The organism is Mycetocola sp. 2940 (genome assembly GCF_040548835.1).
Taxonomy (GTDB): domain Bacteria; phylum Actinomycetota; class Actinomycetes; order Actinomycetales; family Microbacteriaceae; genus Mycetocola_A.
The window spans coordinates 237,749-260,152 of record NZ_JBEPSK010000002.1; the positions used below are offsets into that span (position 1 = coordinate 237,749).

A 22,404-nucleotide genomic window follows, 5' to 3' on the forward strand; every position below is an offset into this window, starting at 1 on the left:
CGAGACAGCTAGAGCGCAGCGATTTCTGGTCTCTGCCACTCGCGGTGCATGACAGGATTGACGAGTGTCTGGCGTCCTCACGGGTTTCGGCGTCATTGGCGCCATCATTGCGATCGGTTATGTCGTCGGCCGGATCGACCTCCTCGGACCGCACGGCCAACCGGTCATCGCCAGGACCGTCTTCTTCGTCCTGTCGCCGTTTCTGCTTTTCACCGTGCTCGCCGACGCCGAGGTCGAGCGGCTGTTCTCGCCGCTTCTCGTCGTTTCCCTCCTTGCCGCAGTTGCGGCTTTCGGCTTGTTCGTCGTCGTCGCTGCTGTGTTCTGGCGGCGAAAACTGCCGGAAGCCACGGTCGGGGCGATGTGCTCCGGATACGTGAATGCCAACAACATCGGTATTCCGGTGTCGGTATATGTGCTGGGGGACGCCGCGTATTCGGCGCCCGTGGTGCTTCTTCAGCTGCTTGTGTTCGCGCCGGTCGCCCTGACGCTCCTCGACGTCGGAACCGGCGGGAAGGTGTCTGTCCGAAGCGTTCTCACCCAACCTTTCCGCAACCCGATCATCATCGGCTCGGTGCTTGGCCTGCTGGTGTCCGTCACGGGGCTCGAAATTCCCGCGCCGGTGATGGAACCGTTCCGGCTGATCGGGGCGGCCGCCGTGCCGATGATCCTCATCAGTTACGGCATGTCCCTGCACGGAACGAAGATCCTCGAACCGGGGGGAGGCCGGCGGGACGTCTTGCTGGCGACGATCATCAAGCTCGCGTTCATGCCGGTCGCCGCCTGGCTGATCGGACAGTACGGGTTCGGCATCACCGGCATCGAACTCTTCGCCATCGTCGTGCTTGCGGGTCTGCCCACCGCGCAGAATGTCTTCAACTATGCCCAGAGGTACGACCGCGGAGTGCTGCTCGCACGCGACACCATCCTGCTGACCACGGTGGGCTCGGTCGGGGTCCTGGTCGTCGTATCGTTCCTGCTGCACTGACGGCTCCTGTTCACTGACCGCTTCGTCAGAACGGCGGTGGATCGTTCAACGACCGCTTCGGTGTTGGTGGGGCTGGCGGTGGCTGGTCGTTCTGGTCCGGCTGGTCGGGTGGTGGTTCGGGGCTGGTGAGGAGCAGGTCGGGGTGGGTGATGTAGCTGCGGTCTCCGGGTGAGGTCCATTCCAGAACTCCGTTGCCTCGTTGTCGCACCTTCCAGGTGGTTTGGTGTTTCAGCCGGTGGTGTTTTCGGCAGAGGTGGGCGAGGTTCTCGCATTCGGTCAGGCCGCCGTGCTGTCGGTCGTGGGTGTGGTCGAGGTCGCAGTGGCGGGCGGCGCGGTTGCAGCCGGGGAACCGGCAGGTGCCGTCGCGGTAGCGGAGGTAGCGTTTCATCTTCGGGGTGGGCCGGTATTTGGTGCGGTCGAACGCGATCGGTGCACCGGTTTTCGGGTCGGTGAGGATCCGGTACCAGGTGTCCGACTGCCCGGCGAGGGCCCTCGCGGTGTCGGCGTCGATCGGGCCGTAGCCGTCCAGCGTCGCCGGGTCCTCGGACACCCCGAGCAGGGTCAGCGCGGGAACGGTGACGGTGACGGTGGGGCGGATCTTCCGGAACGCGGCCCCGGACCCGAACCGTATCCGCGCTCGCCCCTGCACCGGAGTGTCTGGAGTGTCCGGAGTGTCTGGAGTGTCGCGTTCGGTGAGGTCTCCGCTGAGCGCGGCGGAGAGCGCGTCGGTGAAGACGTCGGCGGTCAGCTGGGTCAGGGTGCGCGGATCATCCGGGCTCTGCGCCGCGACGGCGTAGTCCCGGACCGCGGTGTAGATCGACGTCGCCTCCGGGGCGGTGGTGTACAGGCTGAGCCAGGCCATCCCGTCGTTCGCCGGTTCGAACTCGAGCCGGCGAACCTGCGCCGATTTCGCGACCCGGTCGGCGATCGAGTCCGGGTCGAGGGACTCACGCAGCAGCCGGGTCTTCGCCCGGAACTTCGCCACCGTCAACACCCGCGCGAACGGCAACGCCTGCCCCTCCAGCATGAGGGCGGCCTCCGGCGGGAGGGTGCCGGTCTGGTCGACCATTGCTTTCGCGTGCCGGTAGGAGATCTCCCCGGCCCGCAGCGCGGTCATCGTCGCCGGTAGCCGGTGCATCAACGCGTCGGCGTCGGCGATCATCCCGACCACCGTGCTCTCCGGCAGCCGCAGCGCGCAGGCCAGTTCCGCGACCAGGGACCGCTGCGCCATCTCCCGCTGCTGGTTCGCGGACAGGTCGGAGCCGAGCACCCGCACCCCGTGCAGGGTCGCTTCCGCCGCCCGCCGGGCCTCATCGATCCGTTCGATCTTCCACGCTTGCCGCCGGGCCTCGGCCCGGTCCAAATCCGCGATCTCATCGACGATGCTCGAGCAGCCGTCGGCGAGGGCGCCGCTGTCCGGCATGCCCAAAGCGCCAGCGTTCAACAGCCACAGGTCGAAACGGACGGTGAAGAACTGAAGCCAGCTGATCGCGCCCGCGCGAGCTTCAGCGCCGGTCGGGATGATCCACTCCGGCCGGTCGTCGTCTGACTCCCACGGATCCTTCATGGCACCAGTGTCCCAGCGACCACCGACATTCCCACCCCAGGGAACCCTCGGGAAAGGGCCGGTGTGGACAACTTTCCGAGAAAAACCTGCTGTGGAGGAGTCTGCTGGGCGGCGATCTCGGTACGCCGGCCCCGCATGCTCCGTCGGCTACTCGATCAGCGACGAAGGTGAGGCGCCCGGGGTTTTCCTTGACCTTCGAACTAAACCGGTATAGCTTGTGCCTAAACCGGTTAAGTCCGGATGATTCTCGATGGGGAGGCGACGTGGCTCAACGCAAGCCGACGATCACCGACGTCGCCCGCACAGCCGGAGTCAGTAAGGGCCTCGTGTCGTTCGCCCTCAACGACAAACCCGGCGTCTCGCCCGAAACCCGCAAGCGCATCCTCGAGGTCGCCGGCGACCTCGGCTGGCGTCCCAGCCTGAGCGCGCGGTCCTTGTCGACGAGCACGTCGTTCGCGCTCGGGCTCGTGATCCGACGCAAGGCCGAGGTCATCAGCGCCGACCCGTTCTTTCCGGCATTCATCGCCGGCGTGGAATCCGTCCTCACCGAAGAGGGCCGTGCCCTCGTCCTCAGTGTGGTCCCGGACGCCGAGGCGGAACTGCGGAGCTACCGCACTCTCGCAGGCGACAACCGCGTCGACGGCGTCTTCCTCACCGACCTCCGTACCGACGACGAACGCTTCGAACTGCTCGCCGATCTCGGACTCCCCGCCGTGGCCCTCGGCCGGCCGAACCCCGCCGTGGCTGTCCCCTCCGTGCAGGTCGACGACACCCACGGCATCGCCGAGGCTGTCGCCCACCTCGTGGAGCTCGGCCACACCCGGATAGCGCACGTCGCCGGAGACCCCCACATGATGCACGGCGGTCGCCGCCGCGGATCCTTCGACGACGCCATGCGCGACGCCGGGCTCGACTCTTCGCTGGTGATCGAGACCGACTTCTCCGCCTCCAGCGGGGCGGATGCCACGCGACGGTTTCTCGACGCAGCCCAGCCCCCGACCGCGATCGTCTACGCCAACGACCCGATGGCCATCGCAGGACTGGGGGTCGCCCAGCAGCGCGGCCTCCGGGTTCCGGAGGAGCTGTCGATCACCGGATTCGACGGAACCGACATCTCCGGTTACGTCTTCCCTGCCCTCACGACGATCACGAGCGACCCCGTCGAATGGGGTCGGGTTGCGGCGCGCACCCTGCTCGAACTCGTGGCCACCGGCGCTGCCGACAGCGTCGAGCTTCCCCCTGCCTCGCTCCTCATCCGGGCGTCCACCGGCCCAGCACCATCAGACCGCGGCTGACGCAGCCGCGCACAGTTAAGGAGAAACACCGTGCAACGACGCACACGCATTGCGGCGACCGCCTCAGCGGCAGCCGTTCTTCTCGCGCTCACCGCGTGCGGAGGAGGAGACGCAGCCAATGAGGATGCCTCCACCGCCCGTGGCGACATCACCATCTGGTATTCGAACAACGAATTCGAGATCGAATGGGCCAAGGCGATGGTCGAGGCCTGGAACGCCGAGAACGCCGACGAGCAAATCAAAGGCCAGGAAATCCCTGCGGGAAAGACGAGCGAGGAAGTGATCGGCGCTGCCATCACTGCCGGCACGGCCCCCTGCCTCGTCTTCAACACCGCGCCGTCCGCTGTCGGGCAGTTCCAGAAGCAGGGCGGTCTCGTCGACCTTGCCAGCTTCGAGGACGGGACCTCGTACATCGAAGAGCGCAGCGGCGATTCGGCCGAGCAGTACCAGGCGCCGGAGGGCGGCTACTTCCAGATGCCGTGGAAGGCCAACCCGGTGATGATCTTCTACAACAAGGACATGTTCGCCCAGGCAGGACTCGATCCGGAGAACCCGGCTCTGTCGACCTTCGACGACTTCCTGGCGACCTCGAGAACCCTGTCCGCCGCCGGCGTGGCGCCGTTCGCCATCAACCCGTCGACCGACAGCCAGTTCTTCCAGGTCGGCTTCGACTTCCTCCCGACGTTCGCCGCTGAGAGCGGGGGCATGGGACTCGTCGAGGACGGCAAAGCGGTCTTCGCCGACGAAGAAGGAATCACCGTCGCCAACTTCTGGAAGACCCTCTACGACGAAGGTCTGGCCGGACGCGAGGCGGTCCAGGGCGACGCCTTCGCGGACGGCGTCGCGGCGATGTCGATCGTCGGCCCGTGGGCCGTCTCTGTCTATGGCGACATGAACTGGGGTTCCGTGCCGGTGCCGACGAGCTCCGGCATCGCACCTGAGGAGACCTACACCTTCAGCGACGCCAAGAACGTCGGCCTCTATACTGCGTGCAAGAACCAGGCAACGGCGTGGGACGTCCTCAAGTTCGCGACGAGCGAGGAGCAGGACGGTCAGTTGCTCGAACTCACCGGCCAGATGCCTCTGCGCACGAACCTTCCCGACACCTACCCGGACTACTTCGAAGCGAACCCGGCATACACCCAGTTCGGCGACCAGGCATCCCGCATGGTCGAAGTGCCCCCGGGAAGCAACACCGTCGAGATCATGCAGATCGTGCGTGACACGTACTCCAAGGCCGTGATCTCCGGCGAGGGCGACCTCGAGGAGCAATTCAAGGCGGCCGCCGAGAAGGTCGACGCTCTGGCAGAAGAGGGATAAGTCATGTCCTCTGAAACGGTCGGCCGTTCCACCGGGGTCGTCACCCCCGGTGGGGCGGCCGGGCAGGGATCGCGCAAGCGACCCGTTCTCCAACGCATCTTCGGCAAGAACCCGCTCGGCGTACTCCTGAGCACGCCCTATCTGATCTTCCTCGCCGTGGTCTTCGCGTACCCCCTCATCTTCGCCGTGTACATGTCACTGCACGACTACTTCTTCTCGGCACCCGGCGCGGTGGTCGAACGGCCGTTCGTGGGCCTCGACAACTATGTCGCAGCGCTGACCGACCCCGCTGTGTTGCGGTCTTTCCTCAACGTCGGTGTCTTCCTGATCATCAACGTCCCGCTCACCGTCGTGCTGTCGATCGTCCTCGCAACGGCGCTCGACCGCGTCATCCACTTCAGAACATTCCTCAGGGTGAGCTTCTACGTGCCGTACGTCACGGCAAGTGTCGCCGTCGTCGCCGTCTGGCTGTTCATGTTCAGCGGCAGTGGACTGGTCAACACCGTCCTCGGTCCTCTGGCGCCGGATCCAAGCTGGCTGATCAACCCACTCCTGGCGATGCCGACGATCGCGCTGTTCGTCACCTGGAAGCAACTGGGCTTCTTCATCCTGCTCTACCTTGCTGCCCTCCAGAACGTGCCGAAGGAACTCTACGAGTCGGCGTCGGCGGACGGGGCCGGAGCCATTCGATCGTTCTTCTCGGTCACCGTTCCCGGCGTTCGGCCGGCGACGGTTCTCGTGCTCATCCTGGCGACCATCACCGGAGCGAACCTCTTCACTGAGCCGTACCTTCTCACCGGGGGCGGTGGGCCGAACGGGGCATCGACGTCGCCGGTCTTCATCATGTACCAGCAGGGCATTGAGCAGGGGAAACCTGGCTTCGCGGCCGCGATCGGCGTCGTGCTGGTCATCGTCGTGCTCATCATCGCCCTGCTGCAGAACCGGTTCGCCGGCGGAAAGGAAGACTGATGTCCACGAAACGTCGCGTCCCAGGCGAACTCACCCGCGGGCAGGCCGCCCTTCGCGGCACCGTGCTCGCCCTTGGCGCGCTTCTCTTCCTCTTCCCGTTCTACTACATGGTGATCGGGTCGTTCCAGACGACTCCCGACACCTCGATCGCCGGCATCTTCCCCAACCCTTCCAACATCACCGGAGCGAACTACGTCGCGATCAACGAGCGCATCAACCTGTTCACCGGGCTCGTCAACTCGGGCATCTTCGCCGGCGCGGTCGTCGTCGGCACGATCCTGTTCGGAATGGTCACCGGTTACGCGCTCGCCGTGCTCAAATGGCGCGGGCGGGGCACGACCTTCGCCATCGTGCTGCTGGTACAGGTCGTTCCGTTTCAGCTTCTCATGATCCCGCTCTACGTGATGATCGCGCGGGACTACGGCCTCGGCGACACCCATGCCGGCATGATCCTGCCGTTCCTCATCAACTCGACAGCAGTGGTGATCTTCCGCCAGTACTTCCTGCAGATCCCCAAGGAGATGTTCGACGCCGCCAGGATCGACGGTGCCAGCGAACTGCGGGTGCTTCGACAGGTGGCGATCCCGCTCGTGAAGCCGGCACTGGTCACGGTGATCCTGATCTCCTTCATCGGCCCGTGGAACGAGTTCCTCTGGCCGTTCCTCATCACGAAGGACTCCAGCCTCCAGCCGCTCGCCGTCTCACTCGCCAATTACATGACCACCATCGCCTCGTCGACGACCAACCCGTTCGGCTCCATGCTCGCCGGCGCCGTCGTGCTCGCCGCTCCCATCGTCCTGCTGTTCATCTGGTTCCAGCGCTACTTCGTCTCCACGGACATCGGGTCCGGGGTGAAAGGCTAAACATGTCAGTCCAGTCCACTCGCTTTCCCTACAAACTCACCCGGGTCGGGGTCGTGATGACCCCAGAACCCGGCAACGAGCTCGAGGCCGAAGGGGTGCTCAACCCCGGCTCAGGTCGTGGACCAGACGGAGAGCTGTACCTTCTGCCGCGGATGGTCGAGGCTGGGAACGTCTCCAGGGTCGGCCTTGCCCGGGTCGTCGTCGAAGACGGCGTGCCGGTCTCGGTCGAACGGCAGGGTGTCGTACTCGCACCCGATCGCGGCTGGGAACGCGGGGTCGGCAACGCCGGCGTGGAAGATCCCCGCATCACCTGGATCGACGAGCTCGGCCTTCACGTGATGACGTATGTCGCCTACGGCCCGCTCGGACCCCGCAGCGCGATCGCGATTTCGACAGACCTCCGCGAGTGGACCCGGCTCGGTCCGGTTCTCTTCGAGTACGACGACGCGCTCGACATGGACCTGAACCTGTTCCACAACAAGGACACGGTTTTCTTCCCTGAGGCGGTCACCGGCCCGGACGGGGTGCGGAGCTTCGCCGTGCTGCACCGTCCGATGTGGGACCTCGACGAGGTCAAGCCCGGCCAGGGCGTCCGGGTGCCCGCCGGAGTCGAGGACACCCGGCAGAGCATGTGGATCAGCTTCGTCCACGTCGACGACGTCGCCCGTGACATCCGCACCCTGACCCTCTGGCGCGGCCACCGGTTCCTTGCCGGGCCGGCGTTCCCGTTCGAGGAGGTCAAGGTCGGGGGAGGTCCCGCCCCGCTCCGGGTCCCCGAGGGCTGGTTGCTGCTCCACCACGGCGTCACCGGGGTCCTGGCGCGCGCTTTCGACCAGCAGCAGAACGTGAACTACGCTGCCGGCGGAATGATCCTCGACGCCGATCAGCCGTGGAAGGTCGTCACGCGCACGGAAGAACCGCTGCTTGCCGCCGAAACCGCCGACGAGAAGAGCGGCATCGTGCCGAACGTCGTCTTTCCCACCGCGATCGAGAAGATCGGCGATGCGCATTTCGTGTTCTACGGGATGGCAGACTCGAAGATCGGCGCTGCACGGCTGGAGAGCGTAAGCTGACGATCACTCACAGCGCCGACGCTTGAGAGGAGCGGTACATGTTTCGAGGAGCCCGTCACCGGATCCTGGCCGTCCTCACCGCCGCGCTCCTCGCAACCGGTGCGCTCGCCGCAGCTCCGGCGTCCGCCGCTCCTGAGCCGCTCACCAATGTCGCGCACCTCGACTTCCTCCTGGACGATGTCGCCCCTGCGGCGACCGAGGAACACACGACGTATCGGCTGGCCGAGGAACCGTCGCTCGTCATGCCGTGGACGTACGCAAATGCGAACGACGACGGCACGTTCGAGCTGGTCGGCGGCGGAGACCCGGATCCGGCGACAGGCTACTGGGGACAGGGAGCGTTCAACGCCGACGATGTGACCCGCGCCGCGGTGGTCTATCTCCGCCATTGGCAGCAGTTCGACGACGACGCGTCGCGGCAGAAGGCGTATGAACTGCTCCGGTCTGTCGCCTACTTCCAGACGGCGACAGGGCCGAACGCCGGCAACGTCGTGCTGTGGATGCAGGCAGACGGGACGCTGAACCCCAGCGCCAAACCGGTGGAGCTTCCCGATCCGTCGGACTCCGCAGAGAGCTATTGGCTGGCCCGCACCCTCTGGGCACTCGGCGAGGGCTATGCGGCGTTCCGTGACGTCGATCCCGAGTTCGCCGCCTTCCTGCAGGACCGGCTGCAACTCAGCGTGGCTGCCGTCGACCGCCAGGTCCTCGATGCCTACGGCGACTACCTCGTCGTCGACGGTGTGAAACTGCCGGCCTGGCTGATCACCAACGGTGCCGATGCCAGCGCCGAAGCGGTGCTCGGCCTCGCAGCCTATGTGGAGGCAGCGCCGACGGATGCCGCAGCCCGCGACGCCCTGTCACAACTGGCCGAGGGCATCGCCAAAATGGGGGCGGGAGACGCTCAGGACTGGCCGTACGGCGCGATCCTGCCGTGGGCGGAGTCACGGTCGATCTGGCACGCCTGGGGCACGCAGATGCCTGCTGCCCTCGCCGCGGCATCCGCGACCCTCGACAGGCCGGAGCTGCTGGCACCGGCCATCACCGACTCCGCCGTCTTCGACCCGATCCTGCTCACAGCAGGCGGTCCGGACAATGCCTGGCTGCCCACCCCGATCGACAGGACCCAGATCGCCTACGGGGTGGACTCGCGCCTGCAGTCGCTGCTCGCCGTTGCCGACGTGGCCGGGCTGCCCGGGCTGGAGGAACTGGCGTCACTGTTCGGCAGCTGGTACTTCGGCACGAACGCCTCCGGCGAAGCGATCTACGACCCTGACACCGGGGTCACCTATGACGGGGTCAACCCGGAGGGCGAGATCAACCGGAACAGCGGCGCCGAGAGCACGATCCACGGGCTGCTGTCGATGCTCGCCCTCGACGCCCATCCGGATGTCGCCGAGCGGGCCGTCGGGCTCACCACCGTGGAGTCCCGCTCAGGGTTGACGGTCGTCGAGGCCGAAACGACAAGCACAACGACGGGTTCTGTCGTCAAGCCCGCAGCGACCTGGACGGGCGAATCGCAGTACTCCGGTTCCGGCTATCTCGAACTGAACAAGAGAGAAACCGCCACGTTCCGTCTGCCGGCATCCGAGACGGCCCGGCTGATCGAGCCGGTGGTCTTCTCCGCTGAGAACGGAAAGGCGAAGTCCTTGTGGCGCGGCGGCGTCATTCCGCTGGGCGTGCTCAAACACGGCGTCGGCGACCAGGGCGTCACCGCCGTTCCCGGGGCCCTGCTACCGCAGTCCCTGCGAACCAGCCTGCCGGCATCGCAGTCCGCCGTGTCGGTGACGACGCTGACCGGCACGGTGGCGCTTGACGCGCTGATCGTGCGGCCGGTGATCGGCCGGCTCGTGTTCTCCGGCCCGATCGGCAGCACCGAACTCGCGCACTCGTCAAGCGGGATCCCGCAGCGGGTCGCCATGAACGAGGGCGGCGGGCCCGGCACGCTGCGGAGTTATGACTCCGGCGGGCGGCTTCTCGCCTCGTACACAATCAGTGGCCCTGCCCACGTCACGATCCAGCCAGGAGGGTTCGCCATCGTCACGGCCAGTTGACTCCATCCATGACAAAGGACCAACCCCGAGGGGCTGGTCCTTTGTCATGCAGGCTAGTCGGCGTCGAGGTCGGTTTCGAGCAGCGCCACCAGCTCGGTGAGCGCGGCGTCTGCTCCGTCGCCCTCGGCTGCCAGCGTAACGGTCTCACCGTTCGCCGCGCCGAGGCTCATGATCGACAGGATGCTTGCCGCGTTGAGCGCGCCACTGTCGCCCTTCGCAATGGTGACCTTCACCGGCTGGCGCTTGACCGCGTCGATGAACAGGGATGCGGGACGGGCGTGGAGACCGACGCGGCTGGCGATGACTGCTGTGCGTTCTGACATGGAGTTCCTGACTGGTGTGGATGGATGGGACGGGGTCAGACGGTCGCCGGCACGCCGGAGGCTGTCGTCGCATCCGTCGTCGAGGCGTCTGCGGCGGTCGGGCGACGCCGGGCGAACCGCTTGAGCAGCACGACCAGTGCCGCGGAGACGATCGTCCCGACGAGGATGGCGACGATGAACATGGCCAGGTTGCCGATGGCGAAGAAGACGAAGATCCCGCCGTGGGGGGCCTGCGAGGTGACGCCGGTTCCCATCACGATCGCACCGGTGATCGCGCTTCCGACGATGCCGGCGGGGATGACGCGCAGCGGGTCGGCCGCGGCGAACGGGATCGCTCCCTCGGAGATGAATGCCGCCCCGAGCAGCCAGGCGGCTTTGCCGTTCTCGCGCTCAGCGCCGCTGAACGACTTGCGGTCGACGACGGTCGCCAGCGCGAGGGCGAGCGGCGGCACCATTCCGGCAGCCATGACCGCGGCCATGATCGTCCACGGCACCTGGTTCTCGAGCGATGCCACGCCGAGTCCGGCGACGGCGAACGCGTAAGCGACCTTGTTCACGGGGCCTCCCAGGTCGATGGCCATCATCGTGCCGAGGATGAGACCGAGCAGCACGGCTGAGGCGCCGGTGAGCGAGGACAGCCACGTGGTCAGTCCGCTCGAGAGCGCGGCGATCGGTCCGCCGAGAACCACGATCATGAGCCCGGATGCGAAGATCGAGCCGACGAGCGGGATGATGACGACCGGCATGAGGCCGCGGAGCCAGCGCGGGACCGAGAGGCGCCCGATCGCCCAGGCGATGAAACCGCCGAGGAGGCCACCGACGAGTCCGCCGAGGAAGCCCGCGTTCATGAAGACCGCGACGGCACCCGCCGTGAAACCGACGGCGATGCCCGGGCGGTCGGCGATCGCGTAGGCGATGTAGCCGGCGAGGGCGGGGACGAGGAAGTCCATCGAGGCATCGCCGATGACGTAGGCGACGGCGCCGAGGTACTGGGCGAGTCCGCCGTCCGGCAGGTTCAGCAGGTTGTTGTTGAGCGCGATGTCTGCCGCGTTTTCAGTGATCTGGTAGCCGGCGAGCAGGAAGCCGAGGGCGATGAGAAGACCGCCGCCCGCGACGAAGGGGATCATGTAGCTGACACCGGTGAGCAGGTAACGCTTGAGCTTCTGGCCGAAGTGCTCCGACCGTGCGTCGTCGCCGGCCGTTGCGGCGTCCGCTCCGCTGCCCGAGACGCGGCGGGCGTTCGGGTCGGTGGATGCTGCGAGTGCCTCGGCGATCATTTTGTCGGGTTCGTCGATTCCGCGTTTCACCGGCGCCTGCACGAGCGGCATTCCGGCGAACCGGCCCTTGTCGCGCACGTCGACGTCGACGGCGAAGATGACGGCGGAGGCGCGGTCGATGACGGCGGGGTCGAGCGGTGTGACACTCGACGATCCCTGCGTCTCGACGTGCAGTTCGGCTCCGGCGCGTTCGGCCGCGGCGGCCAGGGAGTCCGCGGCCATGTAGGTATGAGCGATCCCGGTCGGGCAGGCCGTGACCGCAACGAGCACCGGCCTGGCCGTCGTCGATGCGGAAGCAGCGGATGCTTCGGTGTCGGGAGCCGTCGCGGCCGGTTCGGCGGGTGCCGCGGGGGCCAGGGCGTCGTCGACGAGGTCGACGACAGCCTGCGGGGTGGGCGCGCTGCGGAGCGCATCGGTGAAGTCTTCACGGATGAGCGAGCGGGCGAGGGTTGACAACAGCGCCAGGTGCGCCTGGTCTGCGCCCGCCGGAGCCGCGATGAAGAAGATGAGGTCTGCGGGGGCATCCTCTTCGCCGAAGTCGACACCGGGGTTGGGTCGTGCCATGACCAGCGTCGGCACGGTGACCGCGGCGGAGCGGCAGTGCGGGATGGCGAGGCCGCCGGGAATGCCGGTGTCGGTCTTCGACTCGCGCTCCCACGCGTCGGCGAAGAGGGCGTCGACGTCGGTGGCGCGACCTGCATCGACGACCCGCTGAGCGAGTGTGCGGATGACCGCTGCGCGGTCGGTTCCGAGGTTCTGGTCGAGGACGACCAGCTCGGGGGTGATCAGTGATGACATGGGACGAAACTCCTTCGTTGTCGTGAGGTGGAAACGGATGCCGCTACTCGGCGAGAGCGCGGGGACGGCGGGTGACGGCAACGCCGCCGGGGTGAGCCTGTTCGAGGGTGGGTACCTTCGAACCGGGAAGCGACGCGGCAGCCGCTCCGTGGGCGACGGCCTGGGCGAGGCACCCGGCGGCGTCGTCGCCACGTTCGGACGCGAGCAGGAAGCCCGCGAGGGAGCAGTCGCCGGCGCCGACGGTGCTGCGGGCGACGATGCGTGGCGCGGCCGCAGCCAGGACCTCGGTGGCGGTGGCGAGAACGGCCCCGCGGGAGCCGAGCGTGATGAGTGCGGCGCCGAGCCCGCGCTGCAGGATCTGGTCGGCGATCTGGACGACTGCGTCGTCGTCATGACCGAATGATTCAGGGTCGGTGTCGGGGACGGCGATGCCGAGCGCCGCCGCAAGCTCGAAGAGCTCCTCTGCGTTCGGCTTGATCAGGTCGACGGGCTCGCCGGAGGCGAGGAGGGCGGCGAGGGGCTCACCCGAACTGTCGACGGCGATGCGGGGAGCGTCGTACCCGCCGCGGGAGGCCGCGGCACGCACCTCCGAGACGATGCCGGCGTAGAAGTCCGTCGGTAGGCCGGGGGGCATCGATCCGGCGAGAACGAGCCACGTGGCATCCGCCGACCGCGAGACGATGAGGTCGAGCAACGCCGTCGCCGTCTCGCCCGAGACCGGGGCGCCCGGCTCGTTGAGTTTCGTCGTCGTTCCACCCGGCTCCGTGATCGTGGTGTTCGAACGGATCGCGGCGGTCACCGGAACCGTCCGGGCGTCGATGCCATCGGCGCGGAGGGCGAGAACCATGGGGTCGGTCGACGCGCCCGGGAGGATGGCGATGGTGTCGATCCCGGCCGTGTGAAGCGCGCGCGAGACGTTGACCCCTTTGCCGCCCGGCTCCTGGACGGCTCTTGCGGCTCGTTGCACCTGGCCGCGTTCGAGAGGCGCGTCGAGGTCGATCGTGCGGTCGAACGACGGATTGAGTGTGACGGTGACGATCACGCGACGATCACCTCCACCTCGTCGGCGTCGAGGGCGGCCGAGAGGGTGCCGATCGGATCGGCGTCGGTGATGAGGGTGTCGAGGTCGCGGAGTTCGGCGAAGCGGTGGAGCGCTTCGTCACCGAGCTTTGAGGAGTCGACCAGGGCGACGGTGCGACGGGCTGCCCGCACCATGGCGGACTTGACCGCGGACTCGCGCTCCTCCGGAGTGCTGAGGCCGAAATCGGCGGAGATGCCGTTCGCGCCGAGGAACGCAATGTCCGGCCGGAGGTGCGCGAGTTGTTCGATCGTGCTGCCTCCGACGGCGGCGCCCGTGACGCCGCGCACGCTGCCCCCGAGGAGGTGCAGATCGAGCGCAGGATTGCGGTGGAGCAGCGCGGCGATCGGAACAGAGTTCGTGATCACCGTGATGTGCTCGTCGCCGCGCCAGTCGGCGAGGAGTTCGGCCAGTGCGCCGGTCGTCGTGCCCGCGTCGAGCAGAATCGATCCGCGGAAGTTGTCGCCGACGAGGGCGAACCCGGCCCGGGCGATCGCGACTTTCGCTTCGCGTGCCCGCACGGCGCGATCGGCGACCGTCGACTCGACGAGGCTGGTCTTGCCTGAGGCGACGGCGCCGCCGTGCACCCGGCGGAGTGCGCCCTGCCGCTCGAGCACGTCGAGGTCGCGGCGGACGGTTTCGGCGGTCACCGAGAGCGAATCGGCGAGGTCCGTGACGGTGACGCGGCCGCTGGCCTGCAGAAGCTCGGCGATGCGCTCGTGGCGTTCAATGGCATACATGTCGACGCTGACCCTTCGGACAAAGGTGGGGGTTCACGCCGGAGCGTGAATCTTTGTTTCAGTGACTTTATGCCCGATTGTGTGGGAATGCAAGACCAAACACAGAAAAAAACAAAGAACTCCCCGCAACCGGACGTGCCCGGTCGCGGGGAGCCGCGGAACCCGCCCGAAGACGGGCCGACGTCAGAAGATCATGGGCCGATCGTCGTCGTCTTCGACCGGAAGGTCGAGGTCGACGACCACCGGGACGTGGTCGCTCGGCGCTTCGCCCTTGCGCTCGTTGCGGTGGATCGACGCGTCCGTCACGAGCTTCGCGAAGTCGGGAGAGCCGAAGATGAAATCGATCCTCATCCCCTCGTTCCGGGGAAAACGGAGCTGCTTGTAGTCCCAGTAGGTGAAGCCCTCCGGCCGGAACGGCCGGACCACGTCGGTCAGTCCGATCTCGCCGAACGCCGCAAGGGCGTCCCGCTCCGGCTGGGAGATGTGAGTGGAGAGGCCGGGCACGACGCTGGGGTCACCCATGTCGGAGTCGAACGGTGCGATGTTGAAATCGCCCATCAGCGCGAACGGAACGCCCGGGTTCGCGGCCAGCCAGGCGGCGGCATCCGTCTTCAGCCGGCGGAGCCAGTCGAGCTTGTAGATGTAGTGCGGGTCGTCGAGGGACCGGCCGTTGGGAACATACAGGCTCCACAACCGCACGCCGTTGACGGTCGCCCCCATCGCCCGGGCCTCGAGCGGCAGGCCGGGGCCCTCTTCGCCCTTGAGAAAGCCGGGCATGTCGGTGAACGCGGTGACGACATCCGTCATGGGGAGGCGGCTGGCGAAGGCGACGCCGTTCCACTGGTTGAGCCCGTGGACGGCCAGTTCGTAGCCGGCCTCCTCGAAGAGCTCACTCGGGAACTGGTCTGGCTTGCACTTGATCTCCTGCATGGCAAGCACGTCGATGTCTTCGCGCACCATCCAGTCGACGGTGCGGCCGACGCGGGCTCGGATCGAGTTGACGTTCCAGGTGGCAATGCGCATGGACTCCACGCTATCCGACGTGGAGCAGCGCGAAGTGTGCGCCAAGATGGGGTCATGGGTTCTCTCACCGTCGGCTACGCCGCCATGCTGGAGCAGTTCGCTCCGCAGGAAGCGGTCTTGCTCAGCGCCCTGGCCGAGGAGCACGGGTTCACCGGGGTGATGGCGACCGATCATTTCCAGCCGTGGGTTCCGCAGCAGGGGCAGTCGTCGTTCGTCTGGAGCGTGCTCGGTGCCCTCGGCGAACGGACGACAGGGGATTTCGGAACCGGGGTCACCGCGCCCACGTTCCGGATGCATCCCGCCATCGTGGCGCAGGCGTCGGCGACCCTGGCGTCGATGTACCCCGGCCGTCACTGGCTCGGCCTCGGGTCGGGTGAGGCGCTCAACGAGCACGTGGTCGGTCAGTACTGGCCTGAGCCGGCGGAGCGGATCTCGCGCATGTTCGAGGCCGCCGACATCATCAAGAAACTCTTCGCCGCCTCCCTGTCCGGGCGCGACGTCAAGCACAGCGGCCCGTACTTCAAGCTCGAGTCCACCCGGTTGTGGACCATGCCCGAGGTGGCCCCGGAGATCCTCGTCGCGACGGCCGGCCCGGTGACCGCGAAGCGCGCGGGAAAACACGTCGACGGGCTCATCACCGTCGGGGCTCCCCTCGAGAAGATCTCGATGTTGTTCGCGCGGTTCGCGGCGGGCGCACGCGAGTCCGGTCGCGACGCCGCCACGATGCCGAAGGTCCTGCAATTGCACCTGTCCTGGGCGCCGACCGACGAAGAGGCGATGCGGAACGCGCTCGTCGAATGGCCCAACGGGGGAATGCGGTTTCCGAAGGCCGACATCCGCTCGCCGTTCGAGTTCGAACAGATGGCGAAGATGGTGCGGCCGGAGGATTTCGACGGCCGCATGGTGGTCTCGTCGGACCCTGACGTGCACCGGGCTCAGATCCAGCGGTTCGCCGACCTCGGCTTCGACCGGATCTACCTGCACAACGTCGGCCGCAACCAGCGGGAGTGGATCGAGACCTTCGGCCGCGACGTCCTCCCGAAGCTGGTGCGCTGACCATGCTGAGCATCTGGGCCCCCGACGGTATCGGGGAGATCGCGGCGGGCGACGACCTGACCCGGATCGTGGTGGATGCCGTCGGCGCCGACCTCGAGGACGGCGACATCCTCCTCATCACCTCGAAGATCGTGTCGAAGGCCGAGGGCCGCCGGGTTCTCGCCGCGGACCGGGAGCAGGCGATCACCGACGAGACGGTGCGCGTGGTGGCCAGCCGGGAGCATCCGAACGGCGTGACCCGGATCGTCGAGAACCGGCTCGGCCTCGTGATGGCGGCGGCCGGCGTCGACTCGAGCAACACCCCGGACGGCACCGTGCTGCTGCTGCCCGTCGACCCCGACGCGTCAGCCCGGGTTCTGCGGGGCGCGCTGCGTTCGCGCCTCGGGGTCTCGGTCGGCGTCGTGATCACCGACACGGTGGGCCGGCCGTGGCGTGAAGGCCAGACCGACATCGCGATCGGGGCCGCTGGCATCCGCGTCGTCGACGACCTGCGCGGCCAGACGGATGCCTCAGGGCGACCGCTCACCGTCACCATCGCGGCCGTCGCCGACGAACTCGCCGGGGCGGGCGACCTGGTCAAAGGCAAAGCGGCCGGGCGACCGGTCGCCGTAGTGCGCGGGCTGCCGCACCTCCTCACCGAGGAGGACGGCCCTGGCGCACGGGCGCTCGTGCGCACCGCGGAGAAGGACATGTTCCGGCTCGGTTCGGATGAGGCGTACGCCGCCGGATTCCAGGCCGGGCGGCGTGCCGGCGACGACGCGAGCGGTTCATAACTCCGCCTGACTCTTGGTGAGCCGGGTGGGCGGCGCCGGTAGATACGGGGTTCTTCCCTTTCGGTGCCGGGCCCTGGCGGAGTTATGCGCACACGACGGGCCGCGCCGCTCAGGTCGTGTCGAACGCGATCAGCGGTCGGCCCGTGCGGGGGTGCCGCAAAACGTCAGCGCGCACCCCGTAGACGTCGCCGATCAGCTCACCGGTGAGAACGGATGCCGCCGGTCCAGCCGCGACGACCCGGCCCTCACTCAGCACCACCACCGAATCGGCATAGGCGGCGGCGACGTTGAGGTCGTGGAGAGCGGCGATTGCGGTGATACCCGCCGCCGTCTGCGCCCGCACGAGCGACAACAGGCTCAACTGGGCACGCACGTCGAGGTGGTTGGTCGGTTCGTCGAGCAGAAGCAGCCGGGGCTCCTGGGCGAGGGCCCGCGCGAGGTGTACCCGCTGGCGCTCCCCGCCGGAGAGGGTGTCGAACGGGCGCTCCGCGAACGCCGTCATCCCGACCGCGGCGAGGGCGTCGGCGACCACCTGCCGGTCGGCGGGCCCCTCGCTCGACCACCGGCCGATGTGCGGGGTGCGCCCGAGCAGCACGACATCGGTCACGAGCAGGCCCGTGTCGCCGTCGCCGTGCTGCTCGCTGAGCGCGACGAGCCGGGCCCGGTCGCGGCGCCGGAGGGCCAGGAGGTCGGCGCCGTCAAACAGCACGGCCCCGGCGTCCACGGGAAGGGTGCCGACGAGCAGGTGCAGCAGCGTCGACTTTCCGGCGCCGTTCGGCCCGATCACGGCGCCGAACGAGCCGACGGGCAGGTCGATGTCGACCCCGTCGATCACCAGCTGACCGTTCCGGGAGAACGAGAGCCGGCTGGCGGCGAGGGCAGCGGGCGCAGCCGTCGAGACGGCGTCGCCGATGCCGTGTGCCGATCCCGTCGTGGTCATCGGATCCTCCTCGCCCGGAGCAGCAGCAGCGCGAACACGGGGGCGCCGACGACGGCGGTGAGGATGCCGACCGGCAGCTCCCGCGGATCGAACAGGGTCCGCGCACCGGTGTCGATCCAGATCAGGAAGATCGCGCCGGCCAGCGCCGACAGCGGAAGCACGACCCGGTTCCTCTGCCCGGCCACGAGCCGGACCGCGTGCGGCAGGATCAGCCCCACGAAACCGATCGAACCGGAGACCGCGACCATGGCGCCGGTCAGGAGTGCCGTCGCCGTGAGCAGCAGCCAGCGGGTGGAGTTGACGCCGACACCGAGGGCGGATGCCGCGTGATCGCCGAACGCGAACGCGTCCAGTGTGCGCCCGGTCAGCATGAGCGGGATCCCGACGATGAGCAGGGCGCCGAGCGCGATCGCCACGGCCGGCCAGCGGGCGCCGCTGAGCGAACCGAGCAGCCAGCTGAGGATTTCACGGTAGGTGTCCCCGGTCGCCGACCAGAAGATGACCAGGCTGGTGAGCGCCCCGAAGAAACTCGACACGGCCAGTCCGGCAAGGACGGTGCGGGTCGGCGTGAGGGAGCCGGCCGCCCCGGCGAGCACGAGCGTGGCGAGCAGCGCGGCGAGCGCGCCGGCGAAGGCGGCGACCGGGAGGATCAGGCTGACGCCGAGGAGGATCACCGCGACGGCACCGAGGGATGCCCCGGCTGACAACCCGAGGAGGTACGGGTCGGCGAGCGGGTTGCGGGTGATCGCCTGCATCACCGTTCCGGAGAGGGCGAGCCCCGCGCCGACCGCGGCCGCCGTCAGGATCCGTGGCATCCGCAGTTCCCAGACGATCCCGTCGCGGAGCGGGGAAAGCACCTCACCGCCGAACGCCGTCGGGTCGAGCCCGAGGTGGCCGAGGATCGACCCCCACACTTCGGCGGGCCGGATGTCGGCCGGCCCGAAGGTCACGGCGAACACGATCGACAGCAACAGCACCACCGACAGCACGACGACCCAGACGCTGGTCGGCACGCGCCGGAGCGCCCGCCCGGCAGGGGGCGCCGGGCGGGTGCCTCGGGCGATCGTCGCGGTCACAGTCCCAGCGACTCCAGCTGCTCGGCGATGGTCGCGGCGGCTTCGACGTTGCGCACGCCCGCTTCGGTCGCAGCGAACGGCACGGTGATGAACCGTTCGTTCACGACGGCGTCCAGTTTCGCCGTCGCGGGGTTGGACTGGAGCACACCGATCTTCTTCTCGGCGGTACCCCAGTCCGAGACGACGAGGATGATCACGTCAGGGTTCGCGTCGACGACGGACTCCCAGTTGAACGGCGACCACGACTCGTCAACGTCCGCGGCGATGTTCGTGACCCCGACGGCGTCCATGATCATCTGCGGTGCACCGCTGCCGGCGCCGACGAACGGGGTGTCCGACCCGCTTGAGTACCACAGGGCGCTCAGGTCGGAGGCGGGGGTGAGGTCGTCAAGGGCTGTTCGCTGTTCGGCGATGAGTTCGGCTGCCGCATCCGGCACGTCGAAGATCGCGCCGACCTCGGTGATCTGGTCGAAGACGTCGTCGAACCCGAGCTTGTCCGGTTTGCCGGCCGCCTGGCACGCGGCCGGTGACACATAGGTGTTCACGCCCAGGCCGGCGAGGGTGGCGCGGTCGCCGGCGCCGTCAGCGGAGAAGTTCGACTCCCAGCCCGCGAAGATGAAGTCCGGTTCGAGGGCGAGCACGGCCTCCTGCCCAGGCACCTTGTCGCTCACCACCGGCACGTCCGTCCCGCCGAGATCCTCCGGGATCGGCCCGTCGGGGAAGGCGCGCCCGATCAGCCGGTCCTCAAGCCCGAGCGCGAGAAGCATCTCGGTCGACGTGGACTTGATGGTGAGCACCCTCTCGGGTGCTTTCTCGACAGAGACCTCGGCGCCGCAGTTCTCGAGCGTGAGCGGGTACGCGGATGCCGCCGGTGCGGTCGACTCGACGGGGGCGGCCGCCGGTGCCTTCTCCGCTGCGCAGCCGGTGAGCAGGAGCAGAGCGGTGAGGCCGAGCGCGGGAACGGAGCGCCGAAGGAGAGGGCGAGCAGGGGAGGAGAAGGGGTGGGCGGATGCCATGAGACCTCGGATCTGGGCGTTTGTGGGCAGGGTGCAGCACGACGTGCGGTACGACCTGCCACCCAAATCCGGGAAGCTCAACCGGTCAAAGCCAACCAGTGGTCTTTTCCGACGATACACCCGCCCGCGGACCCCGTCACGACAGGATGCGCGCTGACAGGCATCCGTGGTTCGTTTGACCAGGATGCCGGTTTCCGCGCGCGAAAGTCAGCATTCGCGTCAGATAAGTCTTGGGGTAGGTGCGGCGGGGTGCTTCGTTTGGCCCGGATGCCGGTTTGCGTGCCCCGAAGTCGTCATCCGCGTCAGATAAGAAAGCCGGCATCCGCGTCAGACGGGCCGTGGAGTCGTCACGACAGGATGTCCTTGGTGGCGAACCGGCCGTAGGCGAGCGCGCCGAAGACGAGGATGTAGCCGGCCTGGAGGAGGGCGTTGTCGCCGAACGCGCTCGCGTCGAGGGGCTGGCTCAAGAGCCCGGCGAATCCCAGCCAGTGGTGGGTGAACAGCCACGGGTGCAGCCAGGCAAGTTGCGGCAGCACACCGAGGATCTGCGAGATCACCGACACCACCACCGTCGCGGCCATCGCCCCGACAGGCACCGAGGTGAGCGTGGAGATGAACAGGCCGATCGCGCACATGCCGAGCAGCGAGACGCTGACGTAACACGCCACGAGCACCGACCGCCACACCGATTCCGGCACGCTGATGACGTCCCCGGACAGGAGGGTGACCGGCCCGACCGGGAACAGGAGCGCGCCGATGAGGGCACCGGCGACGATGAGGGTCAGCGTCGCCACGAGGCAGAACGCGGCGGCTCCCGCGTACTTCACGAGGAGCAGGCGGATGCGACCGGCCGGCGAGACGAGGAGGTAACGGAGCGTTCCCAGGGAGGCCTCACCGGCGATCGTGTCTCCTGCGACGACGCCGATCGTCAGCGGCAGGAACAGCGGGATCGCCACCACCATGGCGGTGAAGCTGACGAACAGGCCGTTCTGCGTGACCCGGTCGAGGAACGGTGGACCCTCGCCCGGCTCCACCGTCTCGGACGACAGGCGCAGGGCGACGGCCAGGAGGATGGGGATGAGGGCGACAGCGGCGAGCATCGCCCAGGTGCGCCGTCGGCGGAAGAGGACGGACAGCTCTGAACCGAGCAGGTCCAGCCCCGCGCGCTTCGTTCGCGTGTCAACGAACGACATCGAAGCCCTCCCCGGTCAGCGCGACGAACCGTTCCTCGAGGCTGGGTTCCTCGATGACGAAGCCGCGTACGCGCACCCCGGCCCGCACGAGCGCCGGGAGGATGGCGTCGATCTCGATGCCGCCGCTCGCCGACGAAGCATCGGGAAGCAGCGCCGACACCTCGGCGGCGCCCGCGGCCGGTTCGAACAGTGCCGGGGTCAGGCCGAACCCGGTGAGGACGGCTGCCGCCGCACCCGGGTCGAGGGTGGAGACCCGAACGGAACTCTGCCCGGCACCGCGGAGCTGCGCGAGCGATCCCTGGGCGACGAGAGCTCCCGCGCTCATGATGGCGGCGTGGGTGCAGATCTGTTCGACCTCGGCGAGGAGGTGGCTGGAAACGAACACCGTGGTGCCTTCGGCGGCGAAGGACCGCACCAGGCTGCGCACCTCGCGTGTCCCCTGGGGGTCGAGCCCGTTGGTCGGTTCGTCGAGCACGAGCAACTCACGCGGCTGGAGGAGCGCATTGGCGATCCCCAGCCGCTGCTTCATGCCGAGGGAGTACGCGCCCGCCTTCTTGGCAGCGGCCGCGCTGAGCCCGACCCGGTCGAGGGCGGATGCCACGCGGGCGCGTCGGGTCGCCGCCGACGCGTGTCTGTCGGCGCTGTCGAACCGGCGCAGGTTCGCCTCGCCCGACAGGAACGGGTAGAACGCCGGCCCCTCGACGAGGGCGCCGACCCGGGGGAGCACGTCGCGGAGGCGTTCCGGCATCCGTTCGCCGAGGACGCGGACGTCGCCGCTCGTCGCCGACACGAGCCCCAGCATCATCCGGATGCTCGTGGTCTTGCCTGAGCCGTTCGGCCCGAGGAACCCGAACACGGATCCGCGGGGCACGGCGAGGTCGATCGAATCGACTGCTCGCTGCGAGCCGAACACCTTTGTCAGCGCCCGGCTCTCGATGGCGAGCTCGCCGGTGGCGGCCGCCGTCACCGGGCGGGTTTCTCGGGGTCG

The 22,404-nt window shown here is 68.1% G+C and carries 20 protein-coding genes; 9 read left to right on the plus strand and 11 right to left on the minus strand.

Going from position 1 to position 22,404, the window contains the following annotated elements; translation table 11 throughout:
- Positions 1-64 precede the first annotated feature (64 nt).
- Complete coding sequence (locus tag ABIE24_RS03540; RefSeq protein ID WP_354496878.1) at positions 65-985, plus strand: AEC family transporter; 921 nt, start codon at positions 65-67, stop codon at positions 983-985.
- A 25-nt stretch (positions 986-1,010) separates the two neighbouring features.
- Here the strand turns inward: ABIE24_RS03540 and ABIE24_RS03545 are convergent, their stop codons facing one another.
- Complete coding sequence (locus ABIE24_RS03545) at positions 1,011-2,552, minus strand: HNH endonuclease signature motif containing protein (RefSeq protein WP_354496880.1); 1,542 nt, start codon at positions 2,550-2,552, stop codon at positions 1,011-1,013.
- A gap of 263 nt (positions 2,553-2,815) precedes the next feature.
- Here ABIE24_RS03545 and ABIE24_RS03550 point away from each other — a divergent pair, with 263 nt between their 5' ends.
- Genes ABIE24_RS03550 through ABIE24_RS03575 form a run of 6 tightly spaced genes read left to right on the plus strand, consistent with a single transcriptional unit; the run spans position 2,816 to position 10,123 of the window.
- Complete coding sequence (locus tag ABIE24_RS03550; RefSeq protein ID WP_354496882.1) at positions 2,816-3,847, plus strand: LacI family DNA-binding transcriptional regulator; 1,032 nt, start codon at positions 2,816-2,818, stop codon at positions 3,845-3,847.
- A gap of 30 nt (positions 3,848-3,877) precedes the next feature.
- Positions 3,878-5,167, plus strand: a complete 1,290-nt coding sequence (locus tag ABIE24_RS03555; protein WP_354496884.1) for an extracellular solute-binding protein — start codon at positions 3,878-3,880, stop codon at positions 5,165-5,167.
- Positions 5,168-5,170: 3 nt separating this feature from the next.
- The gene (locus ABIE24_RS03560) at positions 5,171-6,136 is read left to right on the plus strand and encodes a carbohydrate ABC transporter permease (protein ID WP_354496886.1); all 966 of its coding nucleotides are present in this window, start codon (positions 5,171-5,173) and stop codon (positions 6,134-6,136) included.
- On the plus strand, positions 6,136-6,999 hold the full coding sequence (locus tag ABIE24_RS03565) for a carbohydrate ABC transporter permease (protein WP_354496888.1): 864 nt from the start codon (positions 6,136-6,138) through the stop codon (positions 6,997-6,999). Before ABIE24_RS03560 ends, ABIE24_RS03565 begins: the two co-directional genes overlap by 1 nt.
- Positions 7,000-7,001: 2 nt before the next feature.
- The gene (locus ABIE24_RS03570) at positions 7,002-8,072 is read left to right on the plus strand and encodes a glycoside hydrolase family 130 protein (RefSeq protein ID WP_354496890.1); all 1,071 of its coding nucleotides are present in this window, start codon (positions 7,002-7,004) and stop codon (positions 8,070-8,072) included.
- A gap of 38 nt (positions 8,073-8,110) precedes the next feature.
- Positions 8,111-10,123, plus strand: a complete 2,013-nt coding sequence (locus ABIE24_RS03575) for a hypothetical protein (protein WP_354496892.1) — start codon at positions 8,111-8,113, stop codon at positions 10,121-10,123.
- 53 nt (positions 10,124-10,176) lie between these two features.
- On the opposite strand, the gene ABIE24_RS03580 is transcribed toward ABIE24_RS03575, so the two are convergent.
- The 5 genes from ABIE24_RS03580 to ABIE24_RS03600 form a co-directional block, all read right to left on the minus strand.
- Positions 10,177-10,446: an HPr family phosphocarrier protein gene (locus ABIE24_RS03580; RefSeq protein WP_354496894.1), complete on the minus strand. Its 270-nt coding sequence runs from the start codon at positions 10,444-10,446 to the stop codon at positions 10,177-10,179.
- 35 nt (positions 10,447-10,481) lie between these two features.
- Positions 10,482-12,521, minus strand: a complete 2,040-nt coding sequence (locus ABIE24_RS03585; protein WP_354496896.1) for a PTS fructose transporter subunit IIABC — start codon at positions 12,519-12,521, stop codon at positions 10,482-10,484.
- Between the two features lie 43 nt (positions 12,522-12,564).
- On the minus strand, positions 12,565-13,563 hold the full coding sequence (locus ABIE24_RS03590; protein ID WP_354496898.1) for a 1-phosphofructokinase family hexose kinase: 999 nt from the start codon (positions 13,561-13,563) through the stop codon (positions 12,565-12,567).
- On the minus strand, positions 13,560-14,339 hold the full coding sequence (locus tag ABIE24_RS03595; protein WP_354496900.1) for a DeoR/GlpR family DNA-binding transcription regulator: 780 nt from the start codon (positions 14,337-14,339) through the stop codon (positions 13,560-13,562). The genes ABIE24_RS03590 and ABIE24_RS03595 overlap by 4 nt, the downstream gene beginning before the upstream one ends.
- Positions 14,340-14,522: 183 nt before the next feature.
- Positions 14,523-15,362, minus strand: coding sequence for an exodeoxyribonuclease III (locus ABIE24_RS03600; protein ID WP_354496901.1), 840 nt, complete (start codon positions 15,360-15,362; stop codon positions 14,523-14,525).
- A gap of 54 nt (positions 15,363-15,416) precedes the next feature.
- Here ABIE24_RS03600 and ABIE24_RS03605 point away from each other — a divergent pair, with 54 nt between their 5' ends.
- Both ABIE24_RS03605 and ABIE24_RS03610 read left to right on the plus strand, forming a co-directional pair.
- Positions 15,417-16,418, plus strand: coding sequence for a TIGR03557 family F420-dependent LLM class oxidoreductase (locus tag ABIE24_RS03605; RefSeq protein WP_354496903.1), 1,002 nt, complete (start codon positions 15,417-15,419; stop codon positions 16,416-16,418).
- Between the two features lie 2 nt (positions 16,419-16,420).
- Positions 16,421-17,191, plus strand: a complete 771-nt coding sequence (locus tag ABIE24_RS03610; RefSeq protein ID WP_354496905.1) for a coenzyme F420-0:L-glutamate ligase — start codon at positions 16,421-16,423, stop codon at positions 17,189-17,191.
- Positions 17,192-17,300: 109 nt separating this feature from the next.
- On the opposite strand, the gene ABIE24_RS03615 is transcribed toward ABIE24_RS03610, so the two are convergent.
- The 5 genes from ABIE24_RS03615 to ABIE24_RS03635 all read right to left on the minus strand — a co-directional run bounded on the left by ABIE24_RS03615 (position 17,301) and on the right by ABIE24_RS03635 (position 22,383).
- The gene (locus tag ABIE24_RS03615; protein WP_354496907.1) at positions 17,301-18,131 is read right to left on the minus strand and encodes an ABC transporter ATP-binding protein; all 831 of its coding nucleotides are present in this window, start codon (positions 18,129-18,131) and stop codon (positions 17,301-17,303) included.
- The gene (locus ABIE24_RS03620) at positions 18,128-19,207 is read right to left on the minus strand and encodes a putative F420-0 ABC transporter permease subunit (protein WP_502916232.1); all 1,080 of its coding nucleotides are present in this window, start codon (positions 19,205-19,207) and stop codon (positions 18,128-18,130) included. Before ABIE24_RS03620 ends, ABIE24_RS03615 begins: the two co-directional genes overlap by 4 nt.
- Positions 19,204-20,223 carry a putative F420-0 ABC transporter substrate-binding protein gene (locus ABIE24_RS03625; RefSeq protein WP_354496909.1) on the minus strand — a complete coding sequence of 340 codons (1,020 nt, stop codon included), beginning with the start codon at positions 20,221-20,223 and terminating at the stop codon, positions 19,204-19,206. Before ABIE24_RS03625 ends, ABIE24_RS03620 begins: the two co-directional genes overlap by 4 nt.
- A 347-nt stretch (positions 20,224-20,570) precedes the next feature.
- On the minus strand, positions 20,571-21,416 hold the full coding sequence (locus ABIE24_RS03630; RefSeq protein WP_354496911.1) for an ABC transporter permease: 846 nt from the start codon (positions 21,414-21,416) through the stop codon (positions 20,571-20,573).
- Positions 21,403-22,383 carry an ABC transporter ATP-binding protein gene (locus ABIE24_RS03635; protein ID WP_354496913.1) on the minus strand — a complete coding sequence of 327 codons (981 nt, stop codon included), beginning with the start codon at positions 22,381-22,383 and terminating at the stop codon, positions 21,403-21,405. The genes ABIE24_RS03630 and ABIE24_RS03635 overlap by 14 nt, the downstream gene beginning before the upstream one ends.
- Positions 22,384-22,404 lie beyond the last annotated feature (21 nt).